18 protein-coding genes are annotated in these 19,375 nt (G+C 45.0%); 12 read left to right on the forward strand and 6 right to left on the reverse strand.

The annotated features are described in order from the left end of the window. Nucleotides 1–105 precede the first annotated feature (105 nt). A complete protein-coding gene (fabV, locus tag ACIGBN_RS04485; RefSeq protein WP_133003077.1) occupies nucleotides 106–1,308 on the reverse strand; it encodes an enoyl-ACP reductase FabV in 1,203 nt (400 codons plus the stop codon). Nucleotides 1,309–1,475: 167 nt separating this feature from the next. Here fabV and ACIGBN_RS04490 point away from each other — a divergent pair, with 167 nt between their 5' ends. Then, nucleotides 1,476–2,711 carry a glycosyltransferase gene (locus ACIGBN_RS04490; protein WP_396663851.1) on the forward strand — a complete coding sequence of 412 codons (1,236 nt, stop codon included), beginning with the start codon at nucleotides 1,476–1,478 and terminating at the stop codon, nucleotides 2,709–2,711. Nucleotides 2,712–2,758: 47 nt separating this feature from the next. On the opposite strand, the gene ACIGBN_RS04495 is transcribed toward ACIGBN_RS04490, so the two are convergent. The 3 genes from ACIGBN_RS04495 to ACIGBN_RS04505 all read right to left on the reverse strand — a co-directional run bounded on the left by ACIGBN_RS04495 (nucleotide 2,759) and on the right by ACIGBN_RS04505 (nucleotide 3,929). Further along, a complete protein-coding gene (locus ACIGBN_RS04495; RefSeq protein WP_133003075.1) occupies nucleotides 2,759–2,959 on the reverse strand; it encodes a DUF1289 domain-containing protein in 201 nt (66 codons plus the stop codon). Beyond that, nucleotides 2,940–3,116, reverse strand: coding sequence for an oxidoreductase-like domain-containing protein (locus ACIGBN_RS04500; protein WP_243712006.1), 177 nt, complete (start codon nucleotides 3,114–3,116; stop codon nucleotides 2,940–2,942). Before ACIGBN_RS04500 ends, ACIGBN_RS04495 begins: the two co-directional genes overlap by 20 nt. Before the next feature lie 96 nt (nucleotides 3,117–3,212). After that, nucleotides 3,213–3,929: a YebC/PmpR family DNA-binding transcriptional regulator gene (locus ACIGBN_RS04505; RefSeq protein ID WP_341563912.1), complete on the reverse strand. Its 717-nt coding sequence runs from the start codon at nucleotides 3,927–3,929 to the stop codon at nucleotides 3,213–3,215. 445 nt (nucleotides 3,930–4,374) lie between these two features. Between ACIGBN_RS04505 and ACIGBN_RS04510 the strand changes: the two genes are divergently transcribed. The 7 genes from ACIGBN_RS04510 (at nucleotide 4,375) to ACIGBN_RS04540 (ending at nucleotide 11,727) form a co-directional block, all read left to right on the forward strand. Next, nucleotides 4,375–5,781, forward strand: a complete 1,407-nt coding sequence (locus ACIGBN_RS04510) for an ATP-binding protein (protein ID WP_133003072.1) — start codon at nucleotides 4,375–4,377, stop codon at nucleotides 5,779–5,781. An 18-nt stretch (nucleotides 5,782–5,799) separates the two neighbouring features. Next, nucleotides 5,800–6,477: a response regulator gene (locus ACIGBN_RS04515; protein WP_115897125.1), complete on the forward strand. Its 678-nt coding sequence runs from the start codon at nucleotides 5,800–5,802 to the stop codon at nucleotides 6,475–6,477. A 31-nt stretch (nucleotides 6,478–6,508) separates the two neighbouring features. Further along, nucleotides 6,509–7,465, forward strand: coding sequence for an AEC family transporter (locus ACIGBN_RS04520; RefSeq protein ID WP_133003071.1), 957 nt, complete (start codon nucleotides 6,509–6,511; stop codon nucleotides 7,463–7,465). A gap of 131 nt (nucleotides 7,466–7,596) precedes the next feature. Then, nucleotides 7,597–8,487, forward strand: a complete 891-nt coding sequence (locus ACIGBN_RS04525) for a helix-turn-helix domain-containing protein (RefSeq protein ID WP_396663855.1) — start codon at nucleotides 7,597–7,599, stop codon at nucleotides 8,485–8,487. A 21-nt stretch (nucleotides 8,488–8,508) separates the two neighbouring features. Beyond that, nucleotides 8,509–9,045, forward strand: coding sequence for a flavodoxin (locus ACIGBN_RS04530; protein ID WP_133003069.1), 537 nt, complete (start codon nucleotides 8,509–8,511; stop codon nucleotides 9,043–9,045). A gap of 236 nt (nucleotides 9,046–9,281) precedes the next feature. Next, nucleotides 9,282–9,596: a DUF3301 domain-containing protein gene (locus ACIGBN_RS04535; RefSeq protein ID WP_341563916.1), complete on the forward strand. Its 315-nt coding sequence runs from the start codon at nucleotides 9,282–9,284 to the stop codon at nucleotides 9,594–9,596. Nucleotides 9,597–9,840: 244 nt separating this feature from the next. After that, nucleotides 9,841–11,727 carry a methyl-accepting chemotaxis protein gene (locus tag ACIGBN_RS04540; RefSeq protein ID WP_396663858.1) on the forward strand — a complete coding sequence of 629 codons (1,887 nt, stop codon included), beginning with the start codon at nucleotides 9,841–9,843 and terminating at the stop codon, nucleotides 11,725–11,727. Between the two features lie 140 nt (nucleotides 11,728–11,867). Here the strand turns inward: ACIGBN_RS04540 and gltX are convergent, their stop codons facing one another. Next, a complete protein-coding gene (gene gltX, locus ACIGBN_RS04545) occupies nucleotides 11,868–13,349 on the reverse strand; it encodes a glutamate--tRNA ligase (protein ID WP_133003066.1) in 1,482 nt (493 codons plus the stop codon). A gap of 291 nt (nucleotides 13,350–13,640) precedes the next feature. On the opposite strand from gltX, the gene ACIGBN_RS04550 reads away from it, so the two are divergent. Beyond that, nucleotides 13,641–14,795: a methyl-accepting chemotaxis protein gene (locus ACIGBN_RS04550; RefSeq protein WP_396663860.1), complete on the forward strand. Its 1,155-nt coding sequence runs from the start codon at nucleotides 13,641–13,643 to the stop codon at nucleotides 14,793–14,795. Continuing rightward, on the forward strand, nucleotides 14,792–15,616 hold the full coding sequence (locus ACIGBN_RS04555; protein WP_396663862.1) for a nitrate- and nitrite sensing domain-containing protein: 825 nt from the start codon (nucleotides 14,792–14,794) through the stop codon (nucleotides 15,614–15,616). The genes ACIGBN_RS04550 and ACIGBN_RS04555 overlap by 4 nt, the downstream gene beginning before the upstream one ends. Nucleotides 15,617–15,660: 44 nt before the next feature. On the opposite strand, the gene xni is transcribed toward ACIGBN_RS04555, so the two are convergent. Continuing rightward, the gene (gene xni, locus ACIGBN_RS04560; RefSeq protein ID WP_133003063.1) at nucleotides 15,661–16,443 is read right to left on the reverse strand and encodes a flap endonuclease Xni; all 783 of its coding nucleotides are present in this window, start codon (nucleotides 16,441–16,443) and stop codon (nucleotides 15,661–15,663) included. Nucleotides 16,444–16,560: 117 nt separating this feature from the next. Here xni and ACIGBN_RS04565 point away from each other — a divergent pair, with 117 nt between their 5' ends. Together ACIGBN_RS04565 and ACIGBN_RS04570 are read left to right on the forward strand one after the other, a co-directional pair. Beyond that, nucleotides 16,561–17,793, forward strand: coding sequence for a hypothetical protein (locus tag ACIGBN_RS04565; protein ID WP_396663864.1), 1,233 nt, complete (start codon nucleotides 16,561–16,563; stop codon nucleotides 17,791–17,793). A gap of 175 nt (nucleotides 17,794–17,968) precedes the next feature. Continuing rightward, entirely contained in the window at nucleotides 17,969–19,291 is a 1,323-nt protein-coding gene (locus ACIGBN_RS04570) for a TolC family outer membrane protein (protein ID WP_396663866.1), read from the forward strand. Nucleotides 19,292–19,375: the final 84 nt, after the last annotated feature.

Raw genomic sequence — 19,375 nt, forward strand, 5'->3', positions numbered from 1 at the left:
AACCACCCCAAAGATCGAGCCTCTAACTATAAGAGATAATCAGCCATTAAAAAAGGAGGCTAAACACTGCTTAGCCTCCTTTTTGTAAACTAATCGCTGAGCGTATTACAAAGTAATAACATCAAACTCAACCAATGAATCCACATCCGCTTCGTAATCAACGCCATCTACACCAAAACCAAACAGCTTCAAAAACTCATCTTTGTAAAGCTGATAATCGGTTTCAGCAAATAAGTTTTCATCGGTAATTTGTGGCCATAGATCACGGCAAGCTTGCTGAACATCGTCGCGCAGCTCCCAATCATCCAAGCGCAAACGGTTCGCGTCATCAACCAATTCAGCTGGGTTATGGTTATTGTACAAACGCTCAGAGAACATGCGGTATATCTGATCCATACAGCCTTCATGAAGGCCTTTTTCGCGCATCACTCTGAAGACCATAGCCAAATACAAAGGCATCACTGGAATAGCCGAAGAAGCTTGAGTCACAACCGACTTCAAGACAGCGACGTTAGCACCACCATTAAGCACAGACAGCTGGCCATTAATTGCAGCAGAAGCACGATCTAGATCTTCTTTCGCTTTACCTAGAGCACCGTGCCAATAGATAGGCCATGTAATATCAGAGCCAATGTAAGAATACGCAACGGTACGCACACCTTCAGCCAATACGCCCGCTTCTTGCAACGCAGACATCCATAATTCCCAATCTTGGCCACCCATTACGGTCGTTGTCGCCGCAATTTCTTCCTCTGTCGCTGGCTCAATTTCCGCTTCGATAATCACATCTTTATTCGTATCGATCGCGGTAGAACGGTAAGGCTGACCGATCGGTTTCAAAACAGAACGAATGACTTCGCCAGTTTCTGGCATTTTGCGCACTGGCGACGCCAATGAGTAAACCACCATATCGATTTCACCAAGGTCTTGCTTGATCAACTCGATGACTTTGTCACGCGCTTCATTTGAGAAAGCGTCGCCATTAATGCTTTTGGCGTACAAACCTTCTTCTTTGGCTGCTTTTTCAAACGCCGCCGCATTGTACCAACCCGCAGTACCCGTTTTCTTTTCTGTTGCTGGTTTTTCAAAGAAAACACCGATTGTCGCCGCACCAGAACCAAATGCCGCCGCAATACGAGAAGACAAGCCATAACCACTAGAAGAACCAATGACCAATACTTTTTTAGGGCCATTTTCCACTTGGCCTTTTGCTTTCGTAAAAGCAATCTGCTCTCTTACGTTTTGCTCACAGCCTACAGGGTGAGTGGTGGTACAAATAAATCCACGAATCTTTGGTTTAATGATCATATTATCTTCTCAACGTCATGTTTTGCTTACATCCTACCTAACCAGAAAGCACCTTTCATCAGGCAAGACAAATCTGCGCACAATGATACAATAGCTTATCCTATATGTCCTCGCTCACTTTCAATAACCGGACATTCGTTCCCCATTTTCTGCAAAGAGACACCTTGATGCATCTACTTGTTATTGGTTATGTATGGCCAGAGCCAAACTCCTCGGCGGCCGGCAGTCGCATGATGCAATTGCTCCATACTTTTCGAGACGCCAACTGGCAAATCACTTTCGCCAGTCCAGCACAACAAACCGAGCACATGACCAAGCTTGACGAGCTCGACATCGCCTGCGAGCACATCACGCTAAACGACGCCTCGTTTGACCACTATGTCAGCTCATTGGCGCCCGATGCTGTGATGTTTGACCGCTTCATGATGGAAGAGCAGTTTGGTTGGCGAGTTGAAAAGTTCTGCTCCAACGCATTGCGCATTCTAAACACCGAAGATCTTCATTCCCTAAGGGAAGCACGCCATCAGGCACTGAAACAAAAGAGAAGCTTCCAGCAAGCAGACCTGCACAGTGATTTGGGCATTCGAGAAATCGCTGCCATTCATCGCTGCGACCTAACATTAATGATTTCCGAGTTCGAAAAAAACCTACTCGTAAATGAATTTCATGTGCCTGAGTCTCATGTTTTTCACCTTCCCTTTATGCTGGAAAGATCCACTGAATATGGGGTTTTACCCACCTTCGAAGAACGCCAACACTTTATTACCATTGGCAACTTTAGGCACGCCCCGAATTGGGATGCCGTTCTGTATTTAAAACAACAAGTGTGGCCAAAGATACGCAAAAAACTCCCCACCGCAGAGCTGCATATTTACGGCGCCTACCCGCCTCCAAAAGCCACCCAACTGCACAACGAAAAAGAAGGTTTTCTGGTAAAAGGCTGGGCCAAAGACGCTCAAGACGTCATGAAACACGCCAGAATTTGCTTAGCCCCATTGCGCTTTGGGGCTGGCATTAAAGGCAAGCTTGTCGAAGCCATGCAAATGGGCACACCCAGCATCACCACCTCAATCGGCGCAGAATCCATGTACGGGCACCTGCCTTGGAATGGCGTCATCAGTGATGACATAGAAGAATTTGCGGCCGCCGCCGCAGCGCTTTATCAGGACTCTGCCAGCTGGCATCTGATGCAGAAAAATGGCTTTTCCATCCTAGACACCCTTTACGATAAAGCCGTCTGGGGACCGCGTTTTTTAACAAGGATTGAGCGACAACTTACCCTAAAAGACACCCTAAGGGAAAAACATTTTTTGGGTAAAATGCTCAGGCACCACAGCCTAAAAAGCACCCAATACATGTCTCAGTGGATAGAGCTAAAAAACAAGAAAGAAGAAGGTAATTAACACAAAGAACCCATGAAGCGAGCGCTCACAGGCCTGAAAAACATTGACTAACTAACGAACTGACTGGTCTGTTCGCGCTCAGACACTTTGACCAACACCGCTCTTTGCTCTTCTGCCGTCAATCGCCCCCAGGTACTGATTTCTTTGCCAGTACGGTAGCAACCAACACAGACGTCGTCATCGTTAAGCAAACACAAATTCACACAAGGCGATGCTACTTTGGCGTTTTTAGTCGCTTTTTTTGACATGACTCTCTCCTTCGGCATCCTTGTCAGCCGCTGCCTTCATGGCTTTCTGCTCAGCATTCCATTCGCGCAGCTCTTCATAATACGTATCCCAAACACAAGGAGAGCACTCACTTTCACAGCATTCCCAGTCTTCTGGAGGTGTCGGACGTTCGGACATTTCATTACCCATACAAAAGCGTTAACACATTGAAATTAAAGTCATTGCACTTCTTAGAGTCGTCCCCCTAAGAAGTGCAATAATATTGATAAGCGCTTAATACTCAGCGTTATGATAAACACGCTGAACATCATCAAGATCATTCAAAAGGTCAAGAAAACGATCAAACTGCTCAACATCTTCACCTTCAATGGCCGTCAAGTTTTGCGCAACGAATTGAATCTCGTCAACATCAAATTCAATCTCACCAAAGGCTTCAACCAAAGCCGCTTTGGCTTTGCCATACTCTGTGTTTGGTGCAAACACGGTTACCTTGCCATCTTCCAGCTCGATATCAGTCACGTCCACATCGGCCATCATTAGTGCTTCTAAAACAGCCTCTTCGTCTGTGCCGTCAAAAACAAAAATCGCACTGTGGTCAAACATATGACTCACACTGCCTTGGCCACCAATCTTGCACTTAACCTTGTTAAAACAAGTACGCACATCACCAAAAGTACGGTTTGGATTATCAGACAAGCAATCCACGATCACCATGGTATTGCCCGGCCCAAACCCTTCATAACGAGCCGTGTCGAAATCTTCTCCGCCACCGCCTTTCGCCTTATCAATCGCTTTATCAATAACATGGGTTGGCACCTGATCTTTTTTCGCTCTTTCGATCATCGAGCGAAGTGCCAAGTTACCATTTGGATCAATACCACCGGATTTTGCGCAAACATAAATCTCACGGCCGTATTTACTGTAAACCTTGGCTTTTTGATCAGACGTTTTTGCCATGGACTCTTTGCGGTTTTGAAAGGCTCTGCCCATTACATTTTCCTATTCTATGCGTTCTTAAAAGCAAGATTCTAACGTGAAGGACAAAAAGAAGGAACTGCTAGAGTGCCAGATTCCTCCTTTTAAGTGCATTTTGAAGAACAGATGGAAGCCAACACAAGGCGAGAAAATACGATAAGAATCAATTTCATAACCCGCTCAGGCAAGCACGGGAAGATTTCGAGCGGCCAATACAGCAAGGGAAACCGTCGCTAAAACACAAAACATTTCTTTATTTGGCGCGAAAACAGCAGAAAATCAGCAAATCCTCATTGTTTACACCACCCAAAAGTAGCGCACAAGATCCTTGAAACTGTATGATAAACATTCTATAAAAAGTCTTTATATTATTAATCTAGATGCGGTTATTTTAGCCAACTCGTTGCGGCTCTTGAAATACAAATGAGTCCACCTACCACAGGATTTCACTGACTCCACTATGAGAATTACCAAGAAATTCAAAATACGCCATAAGCTGTTTGCCGTCTTCGTGCTCAGCAACATTTTAGTGATTGTGTCTATGTGGCAGGTTTTTCAATGGAGCTTTGACCGTGGTTTTGTGTCTTACGCCACAGAGCGAGATCGCGATTTCCTAGAGCAAATGGCGAACAGAACCGCCAATTTGTACATCTACTACGATGATTGGTACTTCTTGATTCAAGAAAGCCAAATGGAAAAAGACTGGCACAAAGAACGCCTTGAGAACCTGAGAGACTTGGTGCCGCCTCCTAGCACCCCTAATTTGGACCTTATCTATCCATCTCAATACTATCGCCAGCGTTTCTTATTGTTTGATAAAAATCAAAAAAGCATCATAGGTGATACGCCCTTTGATAAAGCGGAAACCCACGCGGTTATCGTCAATAAAAAAGTCGTCGGCTATATTGGCTTGCGCTCTATGCGCGCCCTAGTACAAGACCAAACCTTGCGATTTGTACGTCAGCAAGGGGAAGCCTTTTTATTGATCTCTGCCTTTATGCTGGCGATTGCCGCTTTGCTTACTTGGCCTCTTGCTCAATGGCTAAGCCGACCATTATGTACCGTACGTGAAGCCACACGTAAACTGTCAAAAGGTCATTACGATACTCGCATTAAAATTCACGGCTCAGACGAGCTTGCGGATTTAGGAAATGACTTCAACCATTTGGCCATCACGCTGGAAAACTCTCGCGAATCCAGAAAACGCTGGGTTGCAGATACCGCGCATGAGCTAAGAACGCCGGTTGCCATTTTAAGGGGCGAAATTGAAGCCATGCAGGATGGCATCATTAAAGTATCGCCAGAAAGTCTTTCTTCTCTACAGCAAGAGACGATACATATAACGCGTCTAATTGATGACTTAAACCAGTTATCCATGCATGATGTAGGCAATCTAAATTATGAAATGGAAGACGCGGATTTAAATGAAATCCTAGAACAAACAGTCCAATCTATGACACTGAGATACAATGAAGCGGGTCTTGATATAGAACTTGATATCATCAAGAAAGCCCCGATCATGATTACCGGTGACACAGATCGATTGCACCAGCTCTTTGCTAACTTAATGAATAACTCATTAAAGTACACAAACGCACCAGGAAAACTTAGTATAGTATTATCAAGAGAAGATGATACGGCGGTTGTGTTGTTCGAAGACACTCCTCCAGGTGTGAATGAAGAAGAGAAAAATCGAATTTTCGAACAGTTCTATCGAGTCGAGAATTCACGTAATAGGGCAACAGGTGGTAGAGGCTTAGGGCTTGCGATCTGTACCAATATTGTAGATGGCCATCAGGGCAACATTAGTGCCTATCACTCGCCACAGGGTGGTTTAGGAATAAGAATAGAATTCCCTTTAAATTAATATGGAACAAAAAGCATTATGAGCAAAATACTAATTGTTGAAGACGAACCAAAATTAGCTGAGTTAGTCGGCGCCTACCTAGACCAAGCAGGCTATGAAAACCACCATATTGATCGTGGCGATCAAGCGGTAGATTACGTGAAAAACAATCACGTAGATTTAATCCTTTTGGATCTTATGCTACCAGGCCTAGATGGTATCGAGATTTGCAAACAGGTACGTCAATTCAGCGGCATCCCAATCATTATGGTGACCGCAAAAGCAGAAGAAATTGACCGTCTAATCGGCCTAGAAATGGGCGCAGACGATTATGTATGCAAACCTTTCAGCCCACGCGAAATCGTTGCGCGCGTTAAAGCCAACCTTCGTCGCGTTGAGCTTGACCAAACTGAATCACCAAGAACAGATGGTTTTGACCTAGATGTAGATCGCCTACGCGCCACTTATAAAGGTGAGCTAATCGATCTAACGACCGTTGAATTCCAATTACTGCAATTGCTGATCAAAGAACCTGGTCGCGTTTTCGGCCGTGATCTGATTATGAAAAGCATTTACGCAGACAGCCGTGTAGTAAGTGACCGTACCATTGATAGTCACATCAAAAAACTGCGCAAGAAAATCTCTGCCGTTGCGCCTGAGCTAAACGTGATTCATTCTGTCTACGGTGCGGGTTACCGATTCGAAAACAACGATTAATAGACACTGTAACTCTGTTTACCTATAAGGAATGACGTTGGATAACTTTTTAGACGTACTTGGTTTTTCTTTTTCTATCACCATGCCAATTTTTTTGATTCTGGTGCTAGGGATTTTTCTTTACCAAGTACAGCTGATCAATGATAATTTCATTGATGTTGCCTCTAAATTGGTTTTCAACGTCACTCTTCCTGCCCTACTCTTCATCAGTATTTCCAAAACCAAATTAAGCAGTGACACAGATTTTTCTCTGGTCATTTACGCCATGCTTGCCGTGGTTGCGACCTATATTCTATTAGAAGTTATCACCAGTAAGATGATTCCCGATAAGGGAGATCGTGGCGTGGTTATTCAAGGCGCTTTTCGCTCTAATATGGGCATTATTGGTTTAGCCTATTGTGTCAACGCCTATGGCGACAGCGTGTTTTCTGTGGCTTCTATTTACCTTGGCGGTGTAACCGTCCTTTATAATATTTTGTCTGTTATTTGTTTAAACAGATCCATGGATGCCAAAAAGAGCATTGCTAACACCTTAAAAGGCATCGCAAAAAACCCACTTATTCTCGCCATTGTGGCCGCATTAATTTTCTCTGCCACTGGCCTAACGCTCCCTTCTACCCTGCACAAAGCAGGTGATTACTTTGCGCAAATGACACTGCCTCTGGCTTTGCTCTGCGCGGGCGCCTCGTTGAGCTTTAAAGCCATGCAAAAAGACATCACGATTGCGATGATATCTTCTGTTGGCAAGCTCATCTTTATCCCTGTCATCATCACCTTCGGTGGCTATCTGCTCGGATACCGAGGCATGGAACTTGGCGTGTTATTTTTGATGTCATCTGCGCCATCCGCCTCAGCAAGCTACATCATGGTCAGAGCCATGGGCGGCAACGCGACCTTGGCGGCAAATATTATCGTGATCACCACCATTGCCTCTCTATTAAGCACCAGCATAGGCGTCACCGTGTTGCGCAGTTTAAATCTAATGTAAGAGCGCTTCACGCCAGTGTGACCGGCGTCATTTCAGGCGCGATAGAAAATTAAGTTATTTTAATGATAATCACTTGCATTTAACCCAAAAAACCTCTTTAATGATAACCATTATCAAGACAGAGGTACGACATGCAGCACGTTAATTTACATGAGGCCTATGACTCACAAGGTGACACCATCAGTCATCTATCTGACATTATTGGTGGTCACAAACGTCATATCAGTCTGTTACCCAATCTAAAGGTTATTGACCAACACCTATCCTGTCATAGTGACACTCTGTTTACTGAACAAGCTCAACAAGGGCTCTATTTTTCGCTTGTAGGCACTAAACCTATTATTGATAGCGACGATATCGATAGCATTCAAATCAGCTATCAAGCTCAAGACATTGTTGGTGATTTTGCGATGGCGGAAGGCGAAGAAAAATCGTTGTTCCAAATCCACGTTACAACAGAGCTGCTTGCCAGTTTATTTAATGAAACAGAAGAGCAAGTTATTCAGTACTTTAGCAATTTATTCGCCAGCATTAATCAAGACGGCCCTCTTATTAGACTGCCTGTAACGGAAAAAAACCGAGCGGTTTGCCGTCTAATGCTTGCCTATCAAAGACAAACATTAAGCCTTATTGGTCACGTGTACTCTTGTATTTTCACGTTTGTCGATCAACTTAAAATGCTCAACCATTTATCCCGCTGTGAAGATTGCCAACAAAAAGTCTTTCAAGCACAGAATTTATTAGAAAGCCCTGATCACGGTAAGCTGGAAATAGATCAGCTGGCCCATCGCGTAGGCTTAAACAGCGAAGCATTAACCCTTGGATTCCAGCACCTAGTAGGACAATCCGTTGAACGCTATGGCATGCACAGTCGAATGCAATATGCCGCGGCTATGTTGCGCCAAGACCCTCATTCAAAATCGTCCGTTGTGGCCAAAAGCGGTTTTACTGAATCTCAGTTTGAAGCCGCTTTTGTCCAGCATTTTGGCGTTAGCAGCCATCAATACGGGCAAATTCACTAGTAATAGGAACATTGAAAAACCATGGATCAGCCGTCAATCGCCTTAATATATGGCACAGATACCAATAACACCGAGGAAGTTGGTACAAAAATCGTTAATCAATGGAAAGAACTGGGCATTGATGTAGAAATGCACAATGTAAAAGACATCGAAATCAATCAACTCGAAAACTACGAGATGTTGATTCTCGGCATACCAACATGGGATTTTGGAGGCATTCAAGAAGATTGGGAAGAGTTAGGCGATGCGCTTAGTGAACTCTCGCTTGCTGATAAAACCATCGCCCTTTATGGCCTCGGCGACCAATTTGGTTATGGTGATTATTTTGTCGATGCCATGGGCTGGCTCTACGAAAAATTAGCACCAACCCAAGCCACCTTTATTGGTGAATGGCCAACGGAAGGCTACGAATTTGAAGCCTCTAGAGCCTGCATAAAAGACAAAGAACACTTTGTCGGTTTGGCCATAGATGAAGATCAACAGTTTGAACTCACTGATCAGCGCATCGAACAGTGGGTTATCCAACTTTACGCAGAAAGAGCGGTTGAAGCCGCATAAATATCACCTGACTGGCACATTGGATATAGGTTCACGACTCAAGATTTGGACGACTGCACATTCGCTGCCCCGAATGACCAAATTTCACCTCATCTAATGGATATTTATAACGCTCGCTCATACAGCGTGAAGCACGTGACCACTCCTTCTTTCTCTCCTGCTTGGGGGGTGGTCACGCATTTCTATTTTCTAGCGCGATTCGCTATGATGGGTACTCCTTTTTTGAATAGACCATCATGAACCTGCAACTTTCTGACATTATCTTCTTCTTAATCATTGCGATGCTTTTCTATGGTTGGTGGCGTAACAGCACCATCAGAGAACGCGCCATCATGACGGCAAAAAGTCACTGCCAAGAACTCAATCTGCAACTACTCGATGAAAGTGTCGCTGGTGACGGCTGGAAGCCATGCTGGGCAAATCATCAGCCTTGTATAAAGCGCACCTATCAATTTGAATTCTCTTCTACTGGACGTATGCGCTACCAAGGTCGTATTGTTTTTGTGGGCAATAAAATAGCCACTATTTGGTTAAGCCCCCACGATATTTAACCCCTAAAAAAAAGCGTTATATATTCTCAATTGTTGCGACAATTGAGCCGCACATTGTGTGTTTATTAAAATAAATTTTTCCATTTAATTGCAAAGCAAGATAAACAAGAAATAGAATGTAAATGAAACCTTACTTTGTTTGCATGATTCACAACAAACTAGGCTTTAGCTTTACCCCAATATTAGGCTGTGTATCAGCGCATTATTGGCTCATAAAATATAATAAGAAATATAGGTATCATTTATGCTGTCAAACCTAAGTTTTCGCACCAAGCTTATAGCCCTGCTGTCTGCAGCGATTATTGGTTTTGTTATTGTTACCGTGGTGGCTTTACAAGGATTGAGTACCCAAACTTCTGCATCAGAAAGGTACGAAGTATTAACACGGGTAGACAAAGACTTGGCAACCTTGGTTATTACCTTAATGGAAGAGCATGAAACGCTTTCCTCACTCAACGACAAGTCGCATAAGTCCTTCTTAAAAACACTCGACTCTGAGTCTATCGAGTCAATGAAAACCTTAGACGACAACATACAATCCGTGTCCTCAGAAGAGGCAAAAAACCTTTTACATCAGGTTAAAACAACCGTAGATGCTTATAACAGCACCTTAAAACAGCTGGTTCATCAACAACAAGTCGTTGGCTTTAATGGTTCCGCTGGCCTCAAAGGCAAGATCTCGGATTTGGGCGTTCAAGTTACTGATAAAGTCTCTTTTCTAAGCCTAGTAAAACAAGAATTCTTACCGGTTCGCGAAGCGGAAAAGAACTTCATCTTTGAACCGACAGCAGACAATAAAGCGGCGTTCATGGAGAAGTACAACAAGTTCCACAAACGCATCGTCGATTTTGGTCTAGAAGAGCGCTTCGGTGAAGTTATCGAGCAGTACTTTGCTGCCATACAAAATTACGATCAAGCCAATAACACCCTAGTGTCTCTTCAAAAACAGTTTAAAACGAACAAAGAAGCCTTTCACGATGCTCGCTTAGCCGCGGCCAACTTTATGCAAAGCGCAGTGCAAGAGGCTCGTTTACAAGCCTCCGCCAGTTCTGAGAAAGCCAGCGCAGGTTTAATCATAGTGAGCATTATTGTTGCCATTGTCGCCGCGCTAATGATGCTAGGCATTGGCCGCAGCGTAAACAAAACACTCAATCAAATTATTCGAGATCTGGGTAAGGTAAAAAGCGGTGACCTAACAGCTCGCCTATTCGTGAATAGTAAACGCAATGACGAATTTGATTCCTTGTGCAGCTCAGTCAATGAAATGACCGATGGCCTAGGCTCTGTGATTGGTGACGTGGTGCACACCACACGAGATGTGTCCGGCATGGTAACCGAGCTAAATGACTCAGTGAAGAACATCGCCGACAGCAACCGTTCGGTCAGTGAACAAACCAACTCTTTAGCCGCTGCGACAGAGGAAATCTCCACAACCATATCCAGTATTTCCATTACCACCGACGAATTAAGCAATCAGTCTCAGGATACCTATGAGTCTGCTAAAGTCGGGGCAGAAACCATCAAGGGCGCATTGTCGAATTTGGCCAGCACCATCAGCATTGTCAATCAAACGGGTGTGCAGCTCAATGAGTTAGGTCAGCTATCAAAAGACATTGATAATGTCATTGGCATGATCAACGACCTTGCTAGCCAAACCAACTTGCTCGCACTGAACGCGGCCATTGAAGCGGCACGTGCAGGGGAAGCTGGTCGAGGCTTCTCCGTTGTGGCCGATGAGGTTCGCTCTTTGGCAGAGAAAACCGTTGATGCAACCGCCAAAATCACCGACATTGTCAGCACGATTCAAGGCTCCACTCAAACCGCCATCGAAACGATGCAAAGCGGCCAAGAAAGCCTCCATGCTATTGAAAGTTTCAGTGAAAAAGCCGAAATCGCCATTCAGGAAATCGAGCAAAATGCTCAAACCAGCTCAGCCTCCTCCATTGATATGGCACGCTCTATTCAAGAAGTAGCGAAAACCGCCGTGCACATGAGTGAAGAAATGGACCGTATCGCACAGCAATTACAACGCGATAACAGCTACATCAACAGCATAGAAGACAATACACGTCACATTCACGACCAGGTCGCGAACCTAGACAGCAAAACAAGCGTGTTTACCACCAAGTAGTATTTGAGCAGCCACAACCGGCTTATCCACTATGTCGTGATGACAAAGGCGCAATAAAAAAGCTGACTTAGTAAACTAAGTCAGCTTTTTTTGTTTTACTTACCAAGCCTTTAAATCAAAGCATTGATCTATAGACGGGCTTATAAATCCGCAAATTCTTTTTCCCAACGTTTCGCTTCTTTCTTAGAAGGTCCACCTAAGGCATTCACCGCGGTACGCATGCGCGCACGAGAAAGGTCAGGCCCTAGAATCGCCATAGAATCGAAAACCGAGACAGAGGCACTGGAACCCGAAATGGCCACAAACAAAGGCGCAAAGAAATCTTTCGGCTTCACGTCCATGCTTTGAGCAAGAGATTTCAAGGTGTTGAAAATCTCATCTTTTTCCCAAGTGCGTAACGCTTCAAGTTTCCACAAGGCAAACTGCATGGCTTTGCGCAATGTTTCTTCTTCCATTTTTACCGTCGAAAAATCTTCTTTGGTAATCGGCAACATACCTTTTAGGAAGAAGCCTGCAACATTCGCTACGTCGGAGAAGGTTTCTACGCGAGGCATGATCAATGGAATGATTTGCATCAAATACTCAGGGTTTAACGCCCACTCAACGTATTTCTGTGCGAAGGTTTCAGGGTTTAGGTTCTCACGAATCCACATACCGTTTAACCAGCTCAGTTTTTCAACATCAAAAACTGGCCCGCCTAAAGACACACGTTGGATATCGAATTGCTCAATCATTTCATCCAATGAGAATTTTTCACGCTCATCAGGCATAGACCAACCCATACGACCAAGATAGTTAATGACAGACTCTGCCATGTAACCCATACGTTGGTAGTACAAGATACTGGTTGGGTTTTTGCGTTTTGACAACTTTGACTTATCTGGGTTACGCAACAATGGCATATGGCACAATGTCGGCATGTCCCAACCAAAGTATTGGTAAAGCAAAATGTGTTTAGGCGCAGAGTTAATCCACTCTTCACCACGAATAACATGGGTGATCTTCATCAGATGATCATCCACTACGTTCGCAAGGTGATAAGTTGGCATACCGTCGGCTTTCAGCAAGACTTGCATGTCGACTTGAGACCAATCGATCTCAATGGTGCCACGCAGCATATCTTGAACAACACAGGTGCCTTCTTCAGGGATTTTCATACGAATAACGTAGGGAACGCCGGCGTCTAGTTTTGCTTGTACTTCTTCTGCGCTCAGAGCCAAAGCTCGACCATCGTATTTTTGCGGTAGGCCTTGCTCTTTTTGCTCGATGCGCATTTGATCAAGCTCTTCAGGGGTTTCAAAAGCGTAAAACGCATGGCCTTTTTCCACCAACTCTAAAGCGTATTGACCGTAAATATCACCTCGCTCACTTTGACGGTAAGGACCATATTCACCGCCAACATCTGGACCTTCAGCCCAATCAAGCCCTAACCAACGAAGCGCATCTAGAATCATTTTTTCTGATTCCGGCGTACTACGAGTTTGATCCGTATCTTCTATGCGTAAAATAAACTTGCCGCCCATTTTGCGAGCAAACGCCATATTAAACAGAGCGATGTAAGCTGTGCCAACATGTGGGTCGCCTGTTGGAGACGGTGCAATACGAGTTCTTACCTCTGACATATCAATCTCATTTATCCAGTTCGTGAAATGCGGCTATTATAATCTGCTTGGTGCCATGGGGTAAGTGCGCTTTCACATCTTTTCCAACCTCATGTTTGACCCTGACCAAACAAACCCACGAAGTCTGCTCTTTTATAGCGCCTAGCGCCGTCTTTATTGGTGCAATTCTTAATCAGCACGCCCAACATCAGGCCAAAAACCGCCCATCACTGCTCTGGCCTATTTATTGCTGGTTAGAAAACAGCTCAACCGTGACGTAACGGTATTGGATACCTTATAAGGATTGCAATTATGCTATTGAAGCCTGGCACCTTGCTGATGACAGCACTGCCCTATTTTGGCCGCCAAACCTTACTCATCGTACTGGCCTGCGGCACCCTCTTCCTCTGCTTTACGCCGACTATTCCTACGCTGTTTGTTGCTTTGTCGGTCTTATTACTGCTCTACTTTTCCCTATCGGTCTCCCAGATAACCAAAAACAGATTGCAAAAGCTAGGAAAGGCTCTTGAAGTAAAGGATCAGCCTAGCGTCATACCGCTTATTCATTCAGACGCTGAATTTAACCGCTTAGCCCACTGCATTAACCCTTTGCTGCGCACCTTAGAGCGCCACCAACAGCTGTTGATCAGCTGTTCACAAGAAACCCGTTACACAGCCACCGAACTGCAAAACTCATCCACCCATGTGGCGCAAGGCGCAGAAGAAGAATATCTAGCCATTGACACGCTCGCGGCCACCAGCCAAGAGATGAATAACAAGATCTCCACCATTGCCGAGCGCATTGCACAAACATCGCAACTGGCCGCCAATACTAAATCGCAATCTGAAAAAGGGCAGGACGCACAAACTCAATTAAAAGAACGACTCACTCTGATGCAAAGCAAGGTGGACAGCAATCAATCACAAATGGCTTCCTTAAGCGAAACCGCCAGTAACATCCGACGCTTTGTTGAAACGATTGAAACCATCACCTCACAAATCAATCTACTGTCATTGAATGCGGCCATTGAATCCGCTCGGGCAGGGGAAGCGGGCAGAGGCTTTGCGGTGGTGGCTAACGAAGTACGCACACTCGCAGCCAATACGGAACTTGCCACCCAAGACATTGCCACGTTAGTGGATTCCATCTCAAAACAAGTGAATGCCTGTGAACAAACCAGCGATGAATTAATCGCCTACGCCAACAGCGCCAATGCCAGCGCAGAAGAAACAGATAACGCACTGCAATTGATTTACCAAGCCGCCCACGAAACACAAGATGACATTAGTGTCTCAACGCAATTAATCTCAGAATTTCGCCTCTCAAACGCCGCCATGAGCGAGCGTTTGCAAAGCATTGCCTTAATCAGTAAACGCCACAGCAAAGCCAGCCAAGACACCAAAGACATGGTCAAATATTTAGAGTGGCTGTCCTCACGACTTGAGCAGAAGGAACTCGCGGAATGACTTCAATCCTCTTATTTATCGGTTTATGCGTTGGCGTAGTTGCCTTAGCCATAGCGCGCCATTATTACTCAAAGAAAAGCGCTAAACGGCGTTCGTACCAAGGTTTAGAAGGCAGTAAACAGCTCATCGAGTTAATCAAGCTCACCCAGCAACATCGCGGCATGCATTCTGGATTTTTAAATGGGCAAACCGAGTTTTCAAGCAAATTAGACTCATTAAAAGCCGACATTAGTCATCGCTACAACACCCTACTCCGGCTCGAAGAGACACTTAATTACCCCAAACAATTAAGTTGCCAGTTTCAATACATTCAATGGCAAAAGCTCATCCGAGATTCAGCGCTTAGCAGCGCACAAAGCTTTCAAATTCACTCACGCCTTATTGCTAGATTGCTCGACGGCCTTTGGGATATGTCCGATGAATTCGCGCTAACATCAAGCCAGGATGACACTGTGCGGGCCTTAGCACAGCAATACATTAAAACCCTGCCGAATATTGCCGAAGCGTTAGGACAAATTCGCGCACTGTCTGTGCAAGTGGCGGCCAAGCACACCCTAAGCTCCGATAAGAAACTGCAGCTGCTTTTTACCTTAGGAAAAGTCGATGCTCATATTGACCATCTCGATCAAAGCCACGCCTTACAAGACAAGCAAAAAATCAGAGATTTTGTTGAGCAGATTCGCAAAAAAACAGACAGCAAAGAGTTGGTTAATAGCCAGCCAGAGGCCTTATTTAAAGACGCCACCTTAATTATAGATGGCGTGTTTGCACTTATTTTTACAGGGGTAGACACATTGCAAAAGAAAATCCACTTGTCCTAAAGACTCAGCCTGTAGATTGCTCATCAGAGCCCCAAAATGCTCGTTTAGGCTGGCTGGTAAGCCAGTTGAGAAAGGCGCACGCCGATTTCAACATCGACTTTTAAGGACACCAACTGGCGCGATAATAAGCATTGCTCATAATTATCAGATAAAAGATGCTGAATGCGGTCCGAAAAAGACGTCACATTTTGATAAATACTTTCTATGGTTGAATGCGTCTTCATGATCGACATGGCGGTTTTCGGGCCTATGCCTTTCACCCCAGGAATGCGGTTAGTGGTGTCTCCAACCAAAGCCCAGTAATCCGTCAGTTGAGTGGCTTGCACCCCGTATTTCCCTGGTACCCAAATTTTATCGTAACCGAGTTTGGCAAAATAATCGTATTGCAGAATATTCTCGTTATCGAGCAACTGAGTAAAGCCTTTATCGGTCGACACTATATAGGATTTTACCCCTTGGTTCGCCGCTTTGACGGCCAAAGTAGCAATCAAATCATCCGCTTCCCAACCTGCTAAGCGCAAACAATGAATCTTGTTATAACGAAAGACGGTGGCAAAATCAGGCAATGACTCCAAAAGCGCATCGTCCATGGGCACTCGACCTAATTTATATTCTGGGAAAATTTTATGACGCCAAGTTTGACCACTGGCATCAAATACCACAACAATATGAGACGGTACGATTTGTTTAATGAGTTTAATCAAGGCATCAATGGAAACACTTTGTGTTCGCTCTACCCTGCGCGCCAGATCTTGTTCTGATTCCAGCGCCGCATAAAGGCGACGAATCAAATTTAATCCATCAATGATCAGTAATCGTTTATCCACTCTAGACCCTTTATTTACACGCTGTGATATTAATGCCATATTTTGCCATTAGATTAACATGCCAAGACAAGTAGAACGACACAACGACGCTTAATCATTGAAGACAAGAAGGTTTTTATGAAAGGTTTGACGGTATATTTCTGCCTACCTCTGCTGCTAACCAGCATTCAGGCTAGCGCACAGGCATCGCCACTTCGCGCTGTTATCGACACCAACAGCAGTCAAATTGTTGAAAACATCTCCGCGAATCAAACCCCCAGTTTATCGGTGACACCCGGGAGCTTACTGCCCCTCACCGCCAACTTCTCACCAATCACACAAGTTCGAGCGGCGGACTACCGTGATTGGTCTTCACAGATCGGCCAGCAAGTAACGGTCGAGAACAAACACAGAGAGTTATCTTATACTGGGGAATTGCTGGCTCTTGAGCCGCAAAGCGACACCTTTTCTTTACTCATAGAGAAGAAAACCGTCACTTTGCCCATCAATGATTTTTACTTGATTCCGTCCCACGCCCACACCACGGACAAAAGCACCAAGACTCAGTACCCGAGCGTTGTCAGCTATCAATCCAATGACTTATCCTGGAGCCCGAAGCGCACTCTTATTTTTACCGATGGGTTTGTTTCTCTCATCAATTCCGCCGAGCTCCACAACGCGGCAACGCACGCAATTCAGCTCAAAAACAGCGTGTTACACTATTCTCCGGCGACACCAATGAGAGCAAAAGTAGAGCAAACCGCCTTGCGCATGAGCGACAGCAGTAGCGCGGATTACACAGACAACGAAGTGACTTTCCCGCTCAAGAGCGCACACCTGAAAGCCAACTCAGACACCCTAGTCAAACTCATTCGCTTGCAATCGCCTATTGATAAAAACGAACATACTGCCACTGTCTATACCGCGTTTAATCGCGCCGCTGACATCCCTTTATCCTTTGAAAATACGCTAACTTTTACACTGAGCGCCGACGCCTTTCCTGGGCACTACCAGACGTTTTGGCAACGCGATGGCTTACTGATCCCAAGCAACAACACCCACCTAGACATTGCTCGAGCGAAACAACCGATCCAAGTGGTGACCAACAAAAGCCTCGATATCACAGGGCATTTATCGCTAGTGAGCAGCACATCGCAAAAATTACCCAGCCAGCAAACTTGGAAGGTCACGCTGCAAAACCACTCAAATCAGGCGAAAAGCTATGCAATTTCACACACAATGCGTGGTGTCATTAGTCATGTAGAGGGTCCGAATGTCAGCCAAAAAACAGCCAGTAGCGTTCAAATAAAAGGCAAAATACCGGCCTTAAAAACGCAAAGCTTCCAATACCAAGTTGAGCTAAAAGAATAGAAAAAGGGTAATAAAGACGAGATGATGCATTGAATTTTCACAATCCGCGACGCACTAAGTTTTTTGATTATGATATGGTCACGGGTAATACCAGATATAACATTTACCCTACTGCCATCTTATTGTGCCCTAGGGTAATATAACTATATTTCATACTAAGAGCCCACGATAACCCATGAAAAAGCATATTATCTCATCTTTTATAGCCGCCATGACCATAAGCAGCGCCACTGTTCATGCAGAAAGCTTATATGACGTTTATAAATTAGCATTGCAAACGGATCCTGGTTTACGCGCGGCAGCGGCGACTTATAAAGCCCAAGGCGAACAAGTCACCGTCACAAAGGGTAGCCTATACCCTAATATCTCTTTGAGTGGGAGTTTGGGCTATGCAAAGGACGACAACCCAAGCACAGACTACAACACCAAAACAGGGGCCGTATCACTGGACCTTGATTACCCAATCTATTCCCCTGCGCTCGATTACGGTGTGGATGCGGTTGAATTGACTTACAAAAGCTCTGGAGTCACCTACGAAAACACCAAAGAAGATTTGTCTTTGACGGCGTTGACGGACTACTTCAATTTGCTGATGGCACAATCCACACTGAACACCACCCTTGCTCAAGTAAAAAGCAACAAGAGCGAATTGGATCAGGTTCAGAAGCAATACGATGTTGGCCTAGTGTCTATTACTGACTTGCAAGATGCGCAAGCAGAATATGACGCAGTAAAGGTAACCGAGCTGACCAACCGCGCGAATGTTGCTTATGCTCAAAAGGTGCTGTTGCAGTTAACCGGTCGTGTTATTACAGACATTCCTGAACTTTCAAAAGATTACCCGATCCAGCTTGATCCAAACATGTCGGTGGATTCTCTGATCCAAAAAGCGATCAAGAACAACAAAGAGTTGAACATCCTTGATCTTGCGGTACAAAGTGCCGATAACAACATCGATCTAAAAAGAGCCAGCGGCCGCACGCCTGTTGTGTCTATCACAGGGTCATTATCTCGTTCTGACTATGACTACAGTGAAGACGTATCATACGGTGATGGCAACTACGATAATGCCACCATCGGCTTAGCGCTTAGTATGCCACTTTACAGCGGTGGCTCGATCAATGCGTCCATTAGACAGGCTGCGGCAGAAGCCGAGTCGAGCCGAGAGTCCCGCGATGACTCATTGCAAACCATTGAGCTAAACATCCGCAGCTTGGTTCTTAACTTGCAAACGTCTGTGGCACAAGTACAAGCACAGAAAGTACTGATCAAGTCTCGTCGCAGTGCATTGGAAGCCAGCAAAGCCGGCTACGAAGTAGGAACACGTAACTTGGTTGAGTTATTAGACGCTCAATCCAACTTGTTTGATGCGATTGACGCCTTACAACAATACCGCTACAACTTTGTCTTGCAGCAACTTCAATTGCTTGAAGTCACAGGTGAGCTAACAGAAGACAAGATCAAAAGCCTAGACAAGTGGCTTGTCAGCAGAAGCTAATCGCTGCGCGCTAAAAACCATCCGCTAGCACCATAAAAAATGCCGAAGCGTGAACTCATTCACACTTCGGCATTTTTTTATCAA

It is taken from the genome of Marinomonas sp. NPDC078689 (assembly GCF_044542435.1).
In the GTDB taxonomy this organism is placed as follows: Bacteria; Pseudomonadota; Gammaproteobacteria; order Pseudomonadales; family Marinomonadaceae; genus Marinomonas; species Marinomonas arenicola.

Coding starts and splice junctions, on each gene's coding strand:
- ACIGBN_RS04510 (WP_133003072.1), top strand. CDS start 4,375: ATGAGAATTACCAAGAAATTCAAAATACGCCATAAGCTGTTTGCCGTC.
- ACIGBN_RS04540 (WP_396663858.1), top strand. CDS start 9,841: ATGCTGTCAAACCTAAGTTTTCGCACCAAGCTTATAGCCCTGCTGTCT.
- ACIGBN_RS04550 (WP_396663860.1), top strand. CDS start 13,641: ATGCTATTGAAGCCTGGCACCTTGCTGATGACAGCACTGCCCTATTTT.
- ACIGBN_RS04565 (WP_396663864.1), top strand. CDS start 16,561: ATGAAAGGTTTGACGGTATATTTCTGCCTACCTCTGCTGCTAACCAGC.
- gltX (WP_133003066.1), bottom strand. CDS start 13,349: ATGTCAGAGGTAAGAACTCGTATTGCACCGTCTCCAACAGGCGACCCA.
- ACIGBN_RS04490 (WP_396663851.1), top strand. CDS start 1,476: ATGCATCTACTTGTTATTGGTTATGTATGGCCAGAGCCAAACTCCTCG.
- ACIGBN_RS04525 (WP_396663855.1), top strand. CDS start 7,597: ATGCAGCACGTTAATTTACATGAGGCCTATGACTCACAAGGTGACACC.
- ACIGBN_RS04500 (WP_243712006.1), bottom strand. CDS start 3,116: ATGTCCGAACGTCCGACACCTCCAGAAGACTGGGAATGCTGTGAAAGT.
- fabV (WP_133003077.1), bottom strand. CDS start 1,308: ATGATCATTAAACCAAAGATTCGTGGATTTATTTGTACCACCACTCAC.
- ACIGBN_RS04520 (WP_133003071.1), top strand. CDS start 6,509: ATGACGTTGGATAACTTTTTAGACGTACTTGGTTTTTCTTTTTCTATC.
- ACIGBN_RS04505 (WP_341563912.1), bottom strand. CDS start 3,929: ATGGGCAGAGCCTTTCAAAACCGCAAAGAGTCCATGGCAAAAACGTCT.
- ACIGBN_RS04515 (WP_115897125.1), top strand. CDS start 5,800: ATGAGCAAAATACTAATTGTTGAAGACGAACCAAAATTAGCTGAGTTA.
- ACIGBN_RS04530 (WP_133003069.1), top strand. CDS start 8,509: ATGGATCAGCCGTCAATCGCCTTAATATATGGCACAGATACCAATAAC.
- ACIGBN_RS04535 (WP_341563916.1), top strand. CDS start 9,282: ATGAACCTGCAACTTTCTGACATTATCTTCTTCTTAATCATTGCGATG.
- ACIGBN_RS04495 (WP_133003075.1), bottom strand. CDS start 2,959: ATGTCAAAAAAAGCGACTAAAAACGCCAAAGTAGCATCGCCTTGTGTG.
- ACIGBN_RS04570 (WP_396663866.1), top strand. CDS start 17,969: ATGAAAAAGCATATTATCTCATCTTTTATAGCCGCCATGACCATAAGC.
- ACIGBN_RS04555 (WP_396663862.1), top strand. CDS start 14,792: ATGACTTCAATCCTCTTATTTATCGGTTTATGCGTTGGCGTAGTTGCC.